The organism is Mesorhizobium sp. M0276, assembly GCF_040321755.1.
GTDB lineage: Bacteria > Pseudomonadota > Alphaproteobacteria > Rhizobiales > Rhizobiaceae > Mesorhizobium.
The window spans coordinates 261960-277592 of record NZ_JAMYSC010000001.1 but is presented as its reverse complement, the minus strand read 5'-3'; the positions used below and the strand labels follow the sequence as shown (position 1 = coordinate 277592).

The following is a 15633-nucleotide window of genomic DNA, read 5'->3' as shown; positions in this document are numbered from 1 at the left end:
CATGGACGCGCTGACCGCAGCCCTCAAAGTCGCAGCATCCGGCCTCGGCGCCCAGTCGGAGCGGCTGCGCGTCGTTTCCGAAAACCTAGCCAACGCCCAGTCGACGGGAACTGCTCCCGGCTCCGATCCGTATCGCCGCAAGACCATCAGCTTCGTCTCCGAGCTCGACCGGACCTCCGGCAGCTCGACGGTTGCAGTGAACTCGATCGATCGTGATCCCAGTGACTTTCCGGTCGAGTTCCAGCCCGGCAATGAGGCCGCCAATGAGAAGGGCTACGTCAAGATGCCCAACGTCAACGTGCTGATCGAGATGGCTGACATGACCGAGGCCAACCGCTCCTATGAAGCCAATCTTCAGGTCGTCAAGCAGGCGCGCGACCTTATTTCGATGACCATCGACCTGATGAGGAACCAGTAATGATCAGCGGCCTCGCAGCCCTTCAGTTCAAGTCGCCGATCGGCGGCGACGATGCGATGACAAGCCTGCTCCAGGGCAGCGCGACATCTTCGGCCGGTGGCAATGTCGGCACCTCCTTCGCCGAAGCGTTGAGCCAGGCCGCCTCCAAGACGGTCAACACGATGCAGAACGCCGAACAGGTGTCGATACAGGCGCTCAAGGGCGACGCCGACACCCGGCAGGTGGTCGACGCCGTGATGAGCGCGCAGCAGGCGCTTCAGACCGCCGTCGCCATCCGCGACAAGGTGGTTTCCGCCTATCTCGAAGTCAGTCGAATGGGCATCTGAGGAATTCCGCCATGAAAGCACTCGCCATCGCCGCCACCGGCATGAATGCCCAGCAGACAAATCTGGAAGTCATCGCCAACAACATCGCCAACATCAACACCACCGGCTACAAGCGCGCCCGTGCCGAATTCTCCGACCTCCTCTACCAGGTCGATCGCACGCAGGGTGTGCCCAACCGCTCCAATGCCTCGCTGGTACCGGAGGGCGTCTCGATCGGCCTCGGCGTCAAGACGACGGCCGTGCGCAACGTTCACACCCAGGGCGAACTGACCAGCACCGGCAACAGTTTCGACCTGGCGCTGACCGGCAGGGGCTGGTTCCAGATCGAAGGCGCCGACGGCGGCACGCTCTACAGCCGCGCCGGCGCCCTCAACACCAACGCGACAGGCCAGTTGGTGACAGTCGACGGCGCTGCCGTCATTCCGGCCATCAACGTCCCCGTCGATGCCGTCGAGGTTATCGTCAACAAGACGGGACAGGTCTTCGCGCGCATCGACGGACAGACCGACCTCCAGAACCTCGGCCAGCTTCAGATCGCCAACTTCGCCAACGAGGCGGGCCTGGCGCCGCTCGGCGACAATTTGTTCCAGGAAACCACGGCCTCCGGTCCGGCGAATGTCGGTGTCCCGGGCGATCCAGGGTTTGCCACCATCCAGCAGGGCTATCTCGAAGCCTCGAACGTCGATCCGGTCAAGGAAATCACCGAGCTGATCTCGGCACAGCGCGCCTATGAGATGAACTCCAAGGTTATCCAGGCCGCCGACGACATGGCCTCCGTCGTCTCCAAGAACATCCGGTAACGCATGATGTCGACGCCCGGCCTCCTGTCCGCATTCCGCCGCACCGCGCTCGTCCTTGCGCTGGTAGCGGGAGGCATGCCGGCTTTTGCCCAGGAATCGACAAACCAGTCGGCCGACCAGTCAGCCACCCAGATCGCCAGCAATCAACCTGTCGGTGACGTCGTGCTGATACCCAACCGGGTCATCTATCCCGGCCAGACCATCGAACTTACGGCTTTGAAACAGGTGACCCTCGTCGCCGGCAAGCACAAGCCGGACGGAGTCGTCACAAGGGCCGAGGAACTCGACGGCAAGGTCGCCAAGCGCACCCTGCTGCCCGGCCGCTACATCCCTTCTACCGCCATCCGCGAAGCCTGGCTGGTCGAACAGGGTGCGTCCGTGCAGGTCTTCTTCATCGCCGGCGGACTGACGATCTCGGCAACCGCCGTGACGCTGCAGCCAGGCGCCGCGGGCGACCTCGTCAAGGTCCGCAACATCGATAGCGGCAAGATCCTGTCCGGCACGGTGATGGCGGATGGAACCATCCAGGTCAGCGCTTCATGATGCGCGGACTTACCCTGATATTGGCAGCCGTACTTGGCCTGCAGCCGGCTCTGGCCGACGGCCTGACACCGAAGGCCAAACGCGATCTCGCCGCCAAGAATGGCGGCGTCTATAACGATCCAGAATATGATCCGGCCACCACCAGCCGCATGTTTCGGGTCTCGACCGGACCGAGTTCGCTGCCGCCGGGCCAGGTCGCCTCGCGCATCAAGGACATCGCCCAGCTACAGAGCTCGCGCGACAACCAACTGGTCGGCTACGGCCTGGTCATCGGCCTTGCCGGATCGGGCGACAGCTTGCGCAACTCGCCGTTCACCGAACAGTCGATCCGCGCCATGCTCGAAAATCTCGGCATCGCCACCGAAGGCGGCAGCGCGCGCGCCAAGAACGTCGCCGCCGTCATCGTCACCGCCAACATGCCGCCCTACGTGCAGTCGGGCGCCCGCATCGACATCGACGTCTCCTCGATGGGCGACGCGACTTCGCTCGCCGGCGGAACGCTGATCATGACGCCGCTTAAGGCGGCGGACGGCGAGATCTATGCCGTCGGCCAGGGCTCGGTGATCGTTTCCGGCTTTACCGCCAAGGGACAGGCCGAGCAGCTGACGCAAGGCGTGCCGACCTCCGGCCGCGTGCCGAACGGTGCCATCGTCGAGCGTGCCGTCCAGGCCGAGTTCGACGATCAGGCAACACTGACGCTGCAACTGCGCAATCCCGACTTCTCGACCGCCATCCGTATCGCCGATGCCATCAACGACTACACCAGCCAGCGTTTCGGCGCGCGCGTAGCGGCCGAGCGCGATTCGCGCACCGTGCAGATCAGAAGGCCAAAGGGTGTTTCGGCGGCTCGCTTCTATGCCGAGATCGAGAACCTTGTTGTGGAATCGGACACGCCGGCCCGTGTCGTCATCGACGAGCGCACCGGCACCATCGTCATCGGCAACGACGTCAAGATCTCGCGGGTCGCCATCAGTCACGGCACGCTCACCGTGCGGATCACCGAAGCACCGCGCATCGTGCAGCCCGAGCCCTTCTCCAAGGGCGAGACCGCCGTCGAACCGTTCACCGCCATCGAAGCCAGCCGGCCCGACGCCCGCGTTGCCGTGCTTGACGGTCCCGATCTCCAGACCCTCGTTTCCGGCCTCAACCGGCTCGGTGTCAAGCCGGACGGCATCATTGCCATTCTGCAGGGCATTAAATCGGCCGGAGCCCTGCAGGCCGACCTGGTTCTGCAATAGGCTATGCCGATGACACGCTCCTTCCCACGCCGTGAAAGATATCGCCCCGTCGCTATCCTGCTCGTGACCGCCGTTCTCGCGGCTCTGCCCTTTGCCGGCGATACCGCACGCGGTGAGGAGGCGGTCCGCCAGGTCCTGCCGGGAGCCCCGGTCGCAGCGGCGCCGCAGCTATTGGCGCGAGAGAAGTCACCCGACCAAAGCGAGATCGAGCGTTTTTGCTCCAACATCGCAGACGCCGCCCGTGACCGCCGCTATGTCTTGCAGGCGGAGGAACTGAAACAGCTCCAGGCCGGCATCGACCAGCGCATGAAGGCGCTGGAGGAAAAAAAGGCCGAATACGAGACCTGGCTGAAGCGACGCGAGGTTTTCCTGGCCCGGGCCGAGGATGGCGTCGTCCAGATCTATGCCGGCATGAAGCCTGACGCCGCCGCCGAACGGCTGGCCATCGTCAACGCCGATCTGGCGGCGGCCATATTGATGAAGCTCGACCCCCGCAAGGCGAGCGTCATCCTCAACGAAATGGACCAGAAGGCGGCGGCGACGCTCACCGGCATCATGGCAAGCGCAGCCCGAAGGGTAGACCCGTCATGATCCGCAAAATGCTCGTCCTGTGCGCGGTCCTCATGTTGTCCGGTTGTGGAACCAACCTGAAAGAGGTCGGCAGGGAACCGGCTCTGTCGCCGGTCGGCTCCGGCATCGACGACGGCAGCAGCTCTTCCCTCTATCGCTATCCGGAAACGCCGCCTGCGCCGCCCAGGAAATTCTCGCTGTGGGATGACCGCCAGAGCCGGTTGTTCACCGATCCGCGGGCGCTGTCCCAGGGCGACATCCTGACCGTCAAGATCAGGATCAATGACCGCGCCAACTTCAAGAACCAGAACGACAGGAGTCGAACTGCCAACCGCAAGCTCGGTTTCGATATCAGCGCGCAATGGGACAAGATCGGCAGCACCGCCGGCAAGGGTGCTGGCGCTCTCAACTCCACCACGGACACGACCGCTGATGGCGAGATCAAGCGATCGGAAACCCTGGAGCTCAATGTCGCCGCCATCGTCATCGATGTCCTGCCGAACGGCAATTTGATGATCAAGGGATCGCAGGAAGTGCGCGTCAACGCCGAACTCAGGGTGCTCACCATCGCCGGCATCGTGCGGCCGGCCGATATCGGCGCCGAAAACACCATCCCCTACGAACGCATCGCCGAAGCGCGCATCTCCTATGGCGGACGCGGCCGCATCACCGAGATCCAGCAACCTGCCTACGGCCAGCAGGTGCTCGACCAGGTTCTTCCGTTCTAGGATTGGGGAACACCGAGCCGTGGCAAATATCGAACAGGTTCAGCCCCGCAAGGGTCCTTCGCTCGCCGTCCAGGGCGGCATGCTGCTGGTTGTGACGGCGGCCGCCATCAGCATGGGCTGGATGTCCGGCGGCTACCTGAAGGGCGTCGGCGCACCTCCGACGGTACCGGCGGCGCCTGAGAACCAAGGCAAGACCGAGCAGCAGGCTGCGGCCGAGCAGCCAGGCGTGGGGCCAACGCTCGTCGTGCTGGCGCCGATCACCACCAACATCGCTTCGCCTGCCGATACCTGGATCAGGATGGAGGTCTCCGTCGTCTATGATGGGCCGCAGCCACAGGCAATGTCGGACGACATCCACCAGGATCTTCTGGCCTTGGTGCGCACCTTGAAGATGCATCAGATCGAGGGCGCCAGCGGCTACCAGCACCTGAAGGCCGATCTCGAGGAACGCGCCTCGATCCGCAGCCAGGGTCACGCCAAACAGGTTCTCATCAGGACATTGCTGCTCGAATGAGGAAGTTCCTTCTCGCCATGGCGTTGATCGCCGCCGCCACGTCCGTCGCGGCGGCCCAGCAGCTGGATCTCGGCGGCATCGGTAAGGCCGATGGCACCACCGTCGGCTACATCATCCAGATGTTCGGCCTGCTGACCGTGCTGTCGGTGGCGCCGGGCCTGATGATCATGGTGACCAGCTTCACCCGCTTCGTAATCGCCTTCTCGATTCTGCGCGCCGGCATCGGCCTGCAGTCGACGCCGGCAAACCTCATTCTCATCTCGCTGTCGCTGTTCATGACCTTCTATGTCATGGCGCCGACCTTCGATCAGGCCTGGAACACCGGCGTCAAGCCGCTGATGGACAACCAGATCACCCAGACCGAGGCGTTCGAGAGGATTTCGGATCCGTTCCGCACCTTCATGCTGCACAACGTGCGCGACAAGGACTTCGACCTGTTCGCCGATCTCGCCCGCGAGCGCGGCCAGACAGTTTCGCGCGACACCGTCGACCTCCGCATTCTCGTGCCCGCCTTCATGATCTCGGAGATCCGGCGCGGCTTCGAGATCGGCTTCCTGATCGTGCTGCCATTCCTGGTCATCGACATGATCGTCGCGACGATCACCATGGCGATGGGTATGATGATGCTGCCGCCGACAGTGGTGTCGCTGCCGTTCAAGATCCTGTTCTTCGTCCTGATCGACGGCTGGAATCTGCTCGTCGGCAGTCTGGTGCGCTCCTTCAACTGATCCCGCGCGACTGAATCCTCCAGCGCCGCTCTGGCGCGCTACTCCGGCGCAGAATTCACGCAATATATTTTCGATTAACCGTCCGGTTTAGCCCTTTGGTAGGGACTTGCCCGCATATTCGCTCGCAGATGGCGGGTGATCGATTTCCAGAGATCATTGGCATGATGCCGCACCGTCATACCGGTAGAGCCGGTATGTCAAAAAAACACGTGTAAAATCAGGGTACGAGTAGCCATGTCCAGCATCATGACGAACACTGCCGCGTTGACGGCACTGCAGAGCCTGAACTCCACCAACAAGAACCTCGAAGCCACCCAGTCCCGCATCTCGACCGGCTACAAGGTCTCGCAGGCCTCCGACAACGCCGCTTACTGGTCGATCGCCACCACGATGCGTTCCGACAACCAGGCAATGTCCACCGTTTCGGACTCGCTCGGCCTCGGCGCTTCGAAGGTCGACACCGCTTACACCGGCATGAACAGCGCGATCAGCACGATCAACCAGATCCAGCAGAAGCTGACCGCATCCTACGGTCAGACTGATGCGGCCAAGGAAAAAACCCAGGTCGAAATCGCCGCTCTTCAGAACCAGTTGAAAGCCTACGCTGACGGCGCCACCTTCTCCGGCACCAACATGCTGTCGGTGTCCACGGCTTCGGGCACGGCGGCAGACGTCAAGATCGTTTCGGCCTTCAATCGCAGCTCCACCGGTGCGGTTTCGATCTCGACCATCGACGTCAAAGTGGAAAGCATCAAGCTCTATGACGCCGGCGCCGCGCCGACCGCCAAGGGCATCCTCGACACGGCCCGCCTCGGCACCACCGGCGCTGCGGCCGCAGCCTCGGGCTCGCAGTCAGCCCTGGGCGCGGCTGCACTGGTCACCGATACCTATTCGGTCGCCTCGCTGACCATCTTCTCGGGTGGCGTTGCTGCCAGCGATAGTCAGATCGCGCAGCAGATGACCGTCGTCGACGCGGCGCTCAAGGACATGACCAACGCCGCCACCAAGCTCGGCGCCGCCAAGAGCTCTATCGACCTGCAGAAGACCTTCACCTCGAACCTGATGGACTCCATCGATCGCGGTATTGGCCAGCTCGTTGACGCCGACATGAACAAGGAATCGACGCGTCTGCAGGCCCTGCAGGTCCAGCAGCAGCTTGGCATCCAGGCGCTGTCGATCGCCAACGGTTCCTCGCAGTCGATCCTGTCGCTCTTCCGCGGCTAATCGCCTCCGCTCCACCACATTTCGCACCAAGAAATCGGGCCGCGCCAAAAGCGGGGCCCGATTTGCGTTTTTCTCCAGCCCCGCGCAACCGTCGCTCCTTAACTCTGGAAGCCAGCGTTTAACAGGCTGTTAACCATGTCGCGCTAATTATGGTTAACCAATAGCTTACAACAGTTGGCGAATCGGCCCAACCGGCACGATAGCAGCGTTGAACAGTCCTATCCGGCGTGTCTGAGCATGTCGGCTTTTGAGAAGGAGCGACTTTCTTGGCGAGCATCATGACAAACGCTTCGGCGTTAACCGCACTCCAAAGCCTCAGCGCCACAAGCAAGTCGCTCGAACAGACGCAGGCTCGTATATCGACGGGCTATCGGGTCTCGCAGGCCTCCGACAACGCCGCCTATTGGTCGATCGCCACCACGATGCGTTCGGACAATCAGGCCCTGTCGACGGTCCAGGACGCACTCGGCCTCGGCGCCTCGAAAGTCGATACCGCCTACACCGGCTTGAACAATGTGCTGACGACGATCGGTCAGATCAAGACAAAGGTGCTCTCGACCGTCGGCCAGACGGATGCCGCCAAGGCGAAGACCCAGACCGAGATCAAGGCCCTTCAGGCGCAGATGAAGTCCTTTGCAGATGCAGCCACCTTCTCGGGATCTAATTTCCTTGCGGTGACCTCCAAGCAGGTCGCGGCCGCCAATGACGGCGTCCAGCCCGACTCCCAGATTGTTTCTTCATTCAATCGCTCCTCATCCGGCGCCATCTCGATCGGAACGATCGACATCGATGTCGAGAGCACTAAGCTCTTTGACTACGGCCTTGCCAGCGACGTGAAGAACTATGGCACCCTCGATCGCCAGACTTCCATCTATTCCACAGGAGCCGCCCAGACGGAGTATGACACGGCCTATGCTGCCGCGATCGCCGGCGGAGGGACTGATATCGCCGCGAACACCGCGGGCCAGGCCGCTGTTACCGGCACCCCCGCCAAGATTGACAACATCTCGGCCTACAACCTCGATATCACGGCGGCCGGGGTGACCGACGATATCATCACGCAGATGGTGAATAGGATCGACAAGGTCATGGCTCAGCTGACCGACTCCGCCACCATCCTCGGCGCCGCCAAGAGCAGCATCGACCTACAGAAGACCTTCACCCAGAGCTTGATGGACTCCATCGACCGCGGCGTCGGCCAGCTCGTCGATGCCGACATGAACAAGGAATCGACCCGCTTGCAGGCATTGCAGGTGCAGCAGCAGCTCGGCATCCAGGCGCTGTCGATCGCCAACAGCGCCTCGCAGTCGATCCTGTCGCTGTTCAAGAACTGATCACAGGCGCCACTAGCGCGATCCCCACTCATCCCGATTGACGGGCCGCGTCGCAAGCGCGGCCCGATTTCATTTTCGCACAAGCTTCGAAGACTACTGTTCCGGCGGACAATCATGCTGGGAGTCGTTGAACCGTGCCGGAACAGATCCAGAGCATCATCTCGAATCTCCGCGGGTTTGGCGTGAAGCGCCTCGCCATGCTGGCGGGCATCGCGGTTCTGGTGATGGGTGTCATCGGCATCGCCTCGGTCTATCTCAACCGCCCCGCCTACGACACGCTCTATGTCGGCCTCGACCGCGCCGACGTGAACCAGATCGGCCTGGTGCTGGGCGAAGCCGGCATCGGCTTCGACGTCGGTGCCGACGGAACCTCGGTGCTGGTGCCGGCCGGCACCACCGCGCAGGCGCGCATGCTGCTGGCCGAAAAGGGGCTGCCGACAAGCGCCAATGCCGGCTACGAACTGTTCGACAATGTCGGCTCGCTCGGCCTCACCTCCTTCATGCAGCAGATCACCCGCGTGCGTGCGCTGGAAGGCGAGATCGCCCGCACCATCCAGTCGATATCGGGCATCAAGGCGGCGCGCGTCCATATCGTCATGTCCGAACGCGCCAATTTCCGCCGCGACGAGCAGCAGCCTTCCGCCTCGGTGGTCATCCGCTACGCCGGCATCGACGCCGAGAAGAGCGCCATGTCGATCCGCCATCTCGTTGCCGCCGCCGTCCCCGGCCTGTCGGCCGACAAGGTGACGGTGCTCGATTCCAGCGGCAATCTGCTGGCCGCGGGCGATGACCCTTCCAACACCAGCGCCGCCCGCACGCTCGGCGTCGAGCAGACCGTCGAGGCTCAGATCGGCGACAACATCCGCCGTGCGCTGACTGCCTATCTCGGCCCCGATAATTTCCGCGCCAGCGTCAAGGCCGAGGTCAACACCGACACCCGCCAGACCGAAGAAACCATCTTCGATCCGAACTCCCGCGTCGAACGCTCGGTGCAATCGGTGCGCGCCAACGAGAACAACAATCAGAAGCAGGCCTCGACCCCGGCCAGCGTCGAACAGAACCTGCCCGAGACCCAGGCAACCGCCACCGATGGTCCGCAGTCCTCTTCGCAGAACGATCGCAGAGAAGAGATCACCAACTACGAGATCAATTCAAAGAAGATCGCCACCGTCTCCAACGGCTACAGCGTCACCAAGATGTCCATTGCCGTCGTCGTCAACCAGCAGCGGATCATGACCATACTCGGCAAGGACGCCACGCCGGAGCAGATTGCCAAGCGCGTCGCCGACATCCAGAAGATGGTGACCTCGGCCACCGGCCTGGACGAAAAGCGCGGCGACGTCATCGATGTCTCGGCTGTCGAGTTCATCGACGGGCTGGAGGGCGAGGCGATCCCGCAGGCCGGAATGCTCGATTCCATCGGCCAGCATGCCGGCACGCTGATCAACGCCGGCGCCTTCATCGTCGTGGTGTTCCTGGTCGCCTTCTTCGGCCTGAGGCCAATGGCGTCGGCGCTGACGGCTAAGGCAACACCGGCCCTGTCGGGCCCCAGCTTCGGTGACGTCCAGCGCTCGCTGCCAATGCCGGAAGCCACGGCGGTCGCCGACAATGTCGCGGTTGGCGCCTTGCCCGGTTCGCGACCAGGTCCGACACCGCTCGATGATCTTCGCCAGAAGATCAGGCCGGCGCCGCAGGATCGGCTTGCCCGAATGGTCGACCTCAACGAGGAGCGTACCGCGCAGATCCTGCGCAAATGGGCAGCCCAGGAAGTTGCGGTGTAGACCATGCCCTCCGCAGCCCTCTTCGACCTTCTGCCTGATTTCGGCACACGCACGCAACGTGCCAGCCGGGCCACGGTCGATCCCCAACACAATCAGGAGACGCCTGCCCCGCAAGCCGATATCGGCACGCTGATCGCGGAAGCGGTTGTCCAGGCCGAGGTTGCGCTTGAGGCGCGCCTTTCGGTTGCGCATGAAGCAGCGCTCGAAGCCGAACGCCAGGCCAATGCAGAAGAAGCAAGGGTATTTCTCGAAAGCATTGGCGACGATATCGGCAAGGCGGTCTCGCAGCGCATCGATGCCATGGAGGCGCGTGTGACCGGACTTGTCGCCGCCACGGTCGCTCGCATCGTCGGCGGCATCATCAGCGACGATCTGCAGAAACGCTCGATCGAGGTGCTCGCCAGTGCGATACGCGAGGCAGTCGGCGATGCCGAAGCGGTGCGCATCGCCGTACGCGGGCCGCTCTCACTATTCGAAACGCTGAAGGCATCGCTCGGGCCACGCGCCGCCAATCTCGACTTCGTCGAGACACCGGGCTTCGACCTCACTGTCGCCATCGACGAGGCGGTGTTCGAAACGCGCATGGCCGAATGGTCGACGACCCTCTCAGAGGTTCTGGCATGAGCGTCGCAGAGGCCGGACACGCCCCCCACGAAATCATCATCGTGCGGCATGCGCATGGCGACCACGACGACGCCCACCATGGCGGCGTCTGGAAGATCGCCTTCGCCGACTTCATGACGGCCATGATGTGCTTCTTCCTGGTCATGTGGCTGATCAACGCCGCCAACGAGCAGACCAAGGCGGCCGTCGCCAGCTACTTCAACCCAGTCAAGCTGGTCGACCGCAATTCGAGCCGCAAGGGCCTGGAGGATCTCGGCGACGGTCCGCGCGCGATCGGCACGACGGCCGACAATCCGCAGAAGGCGACCAACAAGGCCGGCCAGGACGGCGACGGCTCGGCGGACCGCAAGCAGGAAAAGCAGGAACTGCCGCAGGCGGAGCACTCCGACGAGCATCTGTTCGCCGATCCTTATGCGGTGCTTTCGGAAATCGCCACCGACACCGGCGTCATGCAGAACGTCAGTCAGAAGGGCGACGGCGGCGCGCAGGCTGCCGGCCCGGCGACAGGCGCCTCTGGCGGCGCCTCCTACCGCGATCCCTTCGAGCCGGATTTCTGGTCGCAACAAATGGCGGCGCCCGCCGCGGAGGCCAGTGCCGAGCGCACTAGGATCGAGGGCGATCCGGTCAAGCCCGGCGACAAGGCCGCCGAAACGCAAGTGCCGAAAGTCAAAGCCGTACCGCCCGTCGCTGCCGCACCGCACGAACCGCTGGCCAAGGACGCGATCGGCAAGCAGGCCACGAATCCGGAAATGGCCAAGGTCGGCGACACGAAATCAAGCGAAACCAAACCGGGCGAGACCAAGCCAGGCGAGACCAAACCGAACGACATCAAGGCCGCGGACCCAGCCAAGGCCGACGCCGAGGCGCAAAAGGCTGCCAAGCCCGAAACCAGCGGGAAGGCGCCTACCGCGGCCGCTGTCAAGGCCGCGGCCGACGTCAAGCGGCAGTTGGCCGATGCCTTCAAATCCGGCGACAAGCTGCACGACGGCGTCTCGGTCGAAGCCACCGACAAGGGCGTCGTCATCTCTATCACCGACCAGTTCGACTTCGGCATGTTCGAGGTTGGCTCGGCGCTGCCGAGACGCGAACTTGTGCTGGTGATGGAGAAGATCGGCCGCATCGTCAACAGCCAAAAGGGCACCATCAGCATCAACGGCCACACCGACGCACGACCGTTCCGTAGCGACAGCTATGACAATTGGCGACTGTCGACGGCGCGCGCGCATTCCGCCTACTACATGCTCGTGCGCGGTGGCGTCGACGAACGCCGCATCACCGAGGTCGCAGGCTTCGCCGACCGCCAGCCGAAGGACCCCGCAAATCCATTGGCGGCCGTGAACCGCCGCATCGAAATCCTGATGGCGACCGACGGATGAGGCGAACGGCCGCCACCAGCCGATTGATTGGCCTGTTGCTGCTGGCCGGCGGACACCCGTCGGCCGGCTTCGCTCAGGAAGCGCTGCAGCCATATCAGCTGGTGCGCTCGCTGCAGCTGGTGCAGGATCGCATAGCCACCGGCGATCATGCCGCGCTGCCGATGCAGGCCAAGCTGCTGGAGATGGCGGATGCGCGCCTGCGCACGGCGGATGCCGAGGACTACAAGGATCCCAAGAACTTTCGCGCCCTGCTTGTCTACGGCATGAGCGGCGGCAATCCGGTGACCGTCGAGGCCGCCGCGTCGCGCGCCACGACGGACCCGCAAAACCTTGCCATAGCCAAAGGCGTGATCAACTACCTGACCGGCCGGCCCGGCGAGGCGATCGAAGCCTTGAAGCCGATCGATCCCATGGCGCTGCCTCCAGATCTCGGCGCCTTCCTGGCGCTGGTCAAAGGCTCGTTGCTTGCCGGCGACCAGCCGGCGGCCGCTCTTGGTCTGCTCGACGAGGCGAGGTTGCTCAGCCCCGGCACGCTGGTCGAGGAAGCGGCACTGCGCCGTTCGGTCGGCATTGCAGCCACGCAAGGTGACGCGGCACGCTTCGCGCTTGCCTCCACCCAATATGTCGAGCGCTATCTCTATTCACCCTATGCCAGCCAGTTCGCCGACTCTTTCGTCTCCGGCCTCATCGCACTGCATATGTCGATCAGCCAGGACAAGCTGGCCGATATTACCTCGATGATGGATTCCGAGCGCGAGAAGGTGATCTATCTACGCATCGCCCGCCGCGCCGCGATCGACGGTCTGAACGACCTGTCGGCCTTCGCCTCGGCGCGGGCCGAGCAGGGCCGCGACGGCAACACCAACCAGGATGATCCCCGCGCCCTGCTCTATGCCAGCCTTTCCACCGTCACCTCGGGCACTATCGAGGATGTTCGCGGCAAGCTTGGCAAGATCGACCGCAGCCGGTTGTCGGATGGCGACCGCGCCTTGCTCGACGCCGCGCAGGCCATTGCGGGCGAAGTCGTGGCGCCGCCCACCGCCCTTCCCGAGGAAAAGCCTGCCCCTGTTGCGGTCGGGCAACCACCGGTGCCCGAGACTGTCACACCGCAAGGCGTCGATGTCAGCGGACTGCCACCGGTCGAAGGTGCGATCCCGGAGCAACCTGCCGCCGCCGCGGCCTCCGGCGGACCAGCAGCCAGTGCGCCGGACACGCCCGCAGTTCCGTCCGCGCCTGCCGATGCGGCGGCTGTCATGCCGGCGTCGGCACCGTCGCCTGCTGCCAGTCCCCAGCCCACCGATCCGACCGATGCCGCCATGACCAGAACACGTCGACAGCTCGACGTGATCGACCAGATGCTTGGAGCCGCCCCAAAATGACCACCAGACTCGGCCCGGCCCTGCCAGGATCTGCCTCTACGCGTGCGACGTCGGAGCGACTGGCAGCGAATGGCAGGAACGATGACGATGGCTTCGGCAAGGTGCTGCGCGGCGACACCGATCCTGCCCACCCGCAACGGCAGCCGACGACCGAAGCGGGAACACGCAACCCGCGCTGGAGCAAGCTCGCTGCCGGCCTTGCCGGCCATGTCGGCAAGGCAGAGCCACCGTCGGCCGATCCAGGACCGATCGCCCCCGCCAAAGGGCCGGCCGTGAAAGCCGGCAAGGACGACCTGGGACCAGGGCTACACAGGGACGATGCCGACGCCGACAAGGCGGCTCCAGAAGCCGATGCCGCGCCGCTTCAAGACGACCTGCCGCTGCTGATCGCGTTTCATGACCTGCGCCATTTCTCGACATCGTCCAAAGGAGCCGGGCGCGAGGCATCAACTGGCGAGAGCCCGCCGGCCCCGGCACTCGACGGGCAAGCTCCACTGCCGAAGTCCTACCGCTCGAAATTGACGGCCGGACGCGAAGCCCTCGAAACCGTATCGAAGCCGGAGCAGGTCTCGATCGTCGAGGGGTCTCTGACGGAGCTTGATGCTAAGCCGCCGAGTGCTGCCGGTGCTGCGTCGAGCACGTCGAAACGCGACACCACGGTGGCGCCCCAGAAGCTGCCGGAGGCGCAGGCTGCCGAGGCGCCCGGCGTACGGTCGAGGCACGCCGCCGCGCCGGCGATGAAGAGCATTGAGGATGTCCAGTCCGCGATGCGGCCCGAAGCGGGAAAACAGTCTCCGTCCGCGACACGCATCGACGTGGTGTCCGAACGGAGCTACCCAGCACCGCCGCAAAGTCCCATCAGCCAGGCAGCTCTCAATGTGATCAACGCCATAGCCGCCGATAGCGGCCCGCAAAACCCCGCTTCAGCCTCATCCACGACCGCCCGGCTGGCCAGCTCTGTTGCCGTTCCGACACATGTGTTGAAGATCGAGCTGCACCCAGCAGAACTCGGTATGGTTACGGCCCATCTTCGCCTCTCCGGAGAACAACTTTCGATTGAGCTGAAGCCTGAAACACATGACGCCTATCGTCGTCTGTCAGCCGACAGCGAGGCCATCGTCAAATCGCTGCGCGGGCTTGGCTTCGAGGTCGACAAGGTCACAATCCTGCAACCTTCGGTAGCAGCCCCCGCCACAACCCGCTCCGATGCAACCGCACCCCTGCCGGCGGCAACGGGCCGCGATCCGTCGTCCTTTCAACCCGGGAATTCGGGCGGCGGCAATGGTGGAGCCGGCGGCCAGAAATCGGGTCAGCAACCCTCGGGGAAACGCAACGATGATGCGCAGGATTACGGCCGCGGCGCTTCGCCTTCTCGCGAGCGCGGTGGCGGCGATATCATTATCTAGCGCGGCAAGCGCTGCCGCTGCCGTGGCCAACCCTTGCGAGCCGGAGATCCTGCGCGCCGCCGATCGCTATGGCGTACCCGCCGGCATCCTCTACGCCGTTGGCCTGACGGAGACTGGAAACAAGGGCAGCCTTAAACCCAACGCCTTGAATATAGAGGGAAAAGCGGTCTTTCCACGAAGCCGGACCGAAGCCCTTGCCGCCTTTGCCAATGCCCGCCGCGAGGGCAAAACGCTGATCGATCTGGGTTGCATGCAGATCAACCATCACTACCACGCGTCGCATTTTCGCAGCGTCGAGGACATGCTCGACCCACGCCAGAACGTCGATTACGCGGCGCGCTTCCTGGCCGGCCTCCATGCCCGTCACGAGACCTGGTCGATGGCTGTCGCCCGCTATCATGCCGGTCCCGACAACGATCCGGCGCAGAAGATCTATGTCTGCCGCGTCATTGCCAACATGGTCGCCACCGGCTTTGGAAAATGGACCGCGAACGCTCGCGGCTTTTGCAACCCATAAGCGTATTTCCCGGTTCAGCGATTCGATCCCGCAACCCTGACTCGTCGCTTGGACCAAGTCGGCTCTTACCCTCGAAAGCATATTTGGCTGCATGCTAATGCAACCGATACGATTCCGGACTCCCAAG

The 15633-nt window shown here is 63.7% G+C and carries 17 protein-coding genes; all 17 read left to right on the top strand.

The genetic code is table 11. The annotated features are described in order from the left end of the window. The first annotated feature begins 1 nt into the window (after position 1). The 17 genes from flgC to NKJ01_RS01255 all read left to right on the top strand — a co-directional run bounded on the left by flgC (position 2) and on the right by NKJ01_RS01255 (position 15506). Entirely contained in the window at positions 2–418 is a 417-nt protein-coding gene (gene flgC, locus NKJ01_RS01335; RefSeq protein ID WP_023761683.1) for a flagellar basal body rod protein FlgC, read from the top strand. Further along, complete coding sequence (gene fliE, locus NKJ01_RS01330) at positions 418–744, top strand: flagellar hook-basal body complex protein FliE (protein WP_352599734.1); 327 nt, start codon at positions 418–420, stop codon at positions 742–744. Before flgC ends, fliE begins: the two co-directional genes overlap by 1 nt. Positions 745–755: 11 nt before the next feature. Next, a complete protein-coding gene (flgG, locus tag NKJ01_RS01325) occupies positions 756–1544 on the top strand; it encodes a flagellar basal-body rod protein FlgG (protein WP_013529795.1) in 789 nt (262 codons plus the stop codon). Positions 1545–1547: 3 nt separating this feature from the next. Beyond that, entirely contained in the window at positions 1548–2087 is a 540-nt protein-coding gene (flgA, locus tag NKJ01_RS01320) for a flagellar basal body P-ring formation chaperone FlgA (RefSeq protein WP_352725384.1), read from the top strand. Beyond that, the gene (locus NKJ01_RS01315; protein WP_352599730.1) at positions 2084–3325 is read left to right on the top strand and encodes a flagellar basal body P-ring protein FlgI; all 1242 of its coding nucleotides are present in this window, start codon (positions 2084–2086) and stop codon (positions 3323–3325) included. The genes flgA and NKJ01_RS01315 overlap by 4 nt, the downstream gene beginning before the upstream one ends. A gap of 3 nt (positions 3326–3328) precedes the next feature. Further along, positions 3329–3916, top strand: a complete 588-nt coding sequence (locus NKJ01_RS01310; protein ID WP_352725382.1) for a MotE family protein — start codon at positions 3329–3331, stop codon at positions 3914–3916. After that, positions 3913–4623 carry a flagellar basal body L-ring protein FlgH gene (gene flgH, locus NKJ01_RS01305; protein WP_352725381.1) on the top strand — a complete coding sequence of 237 codons (711 nt, stop codon included), beginning with the start codon at positions 3913–3915 and terminating at the stop codon, positions 4621–4623. Before NKJ01_RS01310 ends, flgH begins: the two co-directional genes overlap by 4 nt. 19 nt (positions 4624–4642) lie before the next feature. Beyond that, on the top strand, positions 4643–5137 hold the full coding sequence (locus NKJ01_RS01300; RefSeq protein WP_352725377.1) for a flagellar basal body-associated FliL family protein: 495 nt from the start codon (positions 4643–4645) through the stop codon (positions 5135–5137). After that, a complete protein-coding gene (gene fliP / locus NKJ01_RS01295) occupies positions 5134–5865 on the top strand; it encodes a flagellar type III secretion system pore protein FliP (RefSeq protein ID WP_023761690.1) in 732 nt (243 codons plus the stop codon). The genes NKJ01_RS01300 and fliP overlap by 4 nt, the downstream gene beginning before the upstream one ends. A gap of 234 nt (positions 5866–6099) precedes the next feature. Then, positions 6100–7089, top strand: a complete 990-nt coding sequence (locus tag NKJ01_RS01290) for a flagellin N-terminal helical domain-containing protein (protein ID WP_023761691.1) — start codon at positions 6100–6102, stop codon at positions 7087–7089. 266 nt (positions 7090–7355) lie between these two features. Continuing rightward, a complete protein-coding gene (locus NKJ01_RS01285; RefSeq protein ID WP_031260865.1) occupies positions 7356–8423 on the top strand; it encodes a flagellin N-terminal helical domain-containing protein in 1068 nt (355 codons plus the stop codon). Positions 8424–8557: 134 nt separating this feature from the next. Beyond that, a complete protein-coding gene (fliF, locus tag NKJ01_RS01280; RefSeq protein WP_352725374.1) occupies positions 8558–10204 on the top strand; it encodes a flagellar basal-body MS-ring/collar protein FliF in 1647 nt (548 codons plus the stop codon). Between the two features lie 3 nt (positions 10205–10207). Next, the gene (locus tag NKJ01_RS01275; protein WP_352725372.1) at positions 10208–10828 is read left to right on the top strand and encodes a hypothetical protein; all 621 of its coding nucleotides are present in this window, start codon (positions 10208–10210) and stop codon (positions 10826–10828) included. After that, complete coding sequence (locus NKJ01_RS01270; RefSeq protein ID WP_352725370.1) at positions 10825–12204, top strand: MotB family protein; 1380 nt, start codon at positions 10825–10827, stop codon at positions 12202–12204. The genes NKJ01_RS01275 and NKJ01_RS01270 overlap by 4 nt, the downstream gene beginning before the upstream one ends. Further along, complete coding sequence (locus tag NKJ01_RS01265) at positions 12201–13583, top strand: MotC family chemotaxis protein (protein WP_352725368.1); 1383 nt, start codon at positions 12201–12203, stop codon at positions 13581–13583. Before NKJ01_RS01270 ends, NKJ01_RS01265 begins: the two co-directional genes overlap by 4 nt. Continuing rightward, positions 13580–14989 (top strand): flagellar hook-length control protein FliK, encoded by a 1410-nt coding sequence (gene fliK / locus NKJ01_RS01260; protein WP_352725366.1) that lies wholly within the window; start codon positions 13580–13582, stop codon positions 14987–14989. The genes NKJ01_RS01265 and fliK overlap by 4 nt, the downstream gene beginning before the upstream one ends. Continuing rightward, positions 14919–15506: a transglycosylase SLT domain-containing protein gene (locus tag NKJ01_RS01255; RefSeq protein WP_352725364.1), complete on the top strand. Its 588-nt coding sequence runs from the start codon at positions 14919–14921 to the stop codon at positions 15504–15506. Before fliK ends, NKJ01_RS01255 begins: the two co-directional genes overlap by 71 nt. The last annotated feature ends 127 nt before the right edge of the window (positions 15507–15633 follow it).

Excerpts from the sequence above, each read along its gene's own strand:
- flgC (WP_023761683.1), top strand. The coding sequence starts at position 2 with ATGGACGCGCTGACCGCAGCCCTCAAAGTCGCAGCATCCGGCCTCGGC.
- fliE (WP_352599734.1), top strand. The coding sequence starts at position 418 with ATGATCAGCGGCCTCGCAGCCCTTCAGTTCAAGTCGCCGATCGGCGGC.
- flgG (WP_013529795.1), top strand. The coding sequence starts at position 756 with ATGAAAGCACTCGCCATCGCCGCCACCGGCATGAATGCCCAGCAGACA.
- flgA (WP_352725384.1), top strand. The coding sequence starts at position 1,548 with ATGATGTCGACGCCCGGCCTCCTGTCCGCATTCCGCCGCACCGCGCTC.
- NKJ01_RS01315 (WP_352599730.1), top strand. The coding sequence starts at position 2,084 with ATGATGCGCGGACTTACCCTGATATTGGCAGCCGTACTTGGCCTGCAG.
- NKJ01_RS01310 (WP_352725382.1), top strand. The coding sequence starts at position 3,329 with ATGCCGATGACACGCTCCTTCCCACGCCGTGAAAGATATCGCCCCGTC.
- flgH (WP_352725381.1), top strand. The coding sequence starts at position 3,913 with ATGATCCGCAAAATGCTCGTCCTGTGCGCGGTCCTCATGTTGTCCGGT.
- fliP (WP_023761690.1), top strand. The coding sequence starts at position 5,134 with ATGAGGAAGTTCCTTCTCGCCATGGCGTTGATCGCCGCCGCCACGTCC.
- NKJ01_RS01290 (WP_023761691.1), top strand. The coding sequence starts at position 6,100 with ATGTCCAGCATCATGACGAACACTGCCGCGTTGACGGCACTGCAGAGC.
- NKJ01_RS01275 (WP_352725372.1), top strand. The coding sequence starts at position 10,208 with ATGCCCTCCGCAGCCCTCTTCGACCTTCTGCCTGATTTCGGCACACGC.
- NKJ01_RS01270 (WP_352725370.1), top strand. The coding sequence starts at position 10,825 with ATGAGCGTCGCAGAGGCCGGACACGCCCCCCACGAAATCATCATCGTG.
- NKJ01_RS01265 (WP_352725368.1), top strand. The coding sequence starts at position 12,201 with ATGAGGCGAACGGCCGCCACCAGCCGATTGATTGGCCTGTTGCTGCTG.
- fliK (WP_352725366.1), top strand. The coding sequence starts at position 13,580 with ATGACCACCAGACTCGGCCCGGCCCTGCCAGGATCTGCCTCTACGCGT.
- NKJ01_RS01255 (WP_352725364.1), top strand. The coding sequence starts at position 14,919 with ATGATGCGCAGGATTACGGCCGCGGCGCTTCGCCTTCTCGCGAGCGCG.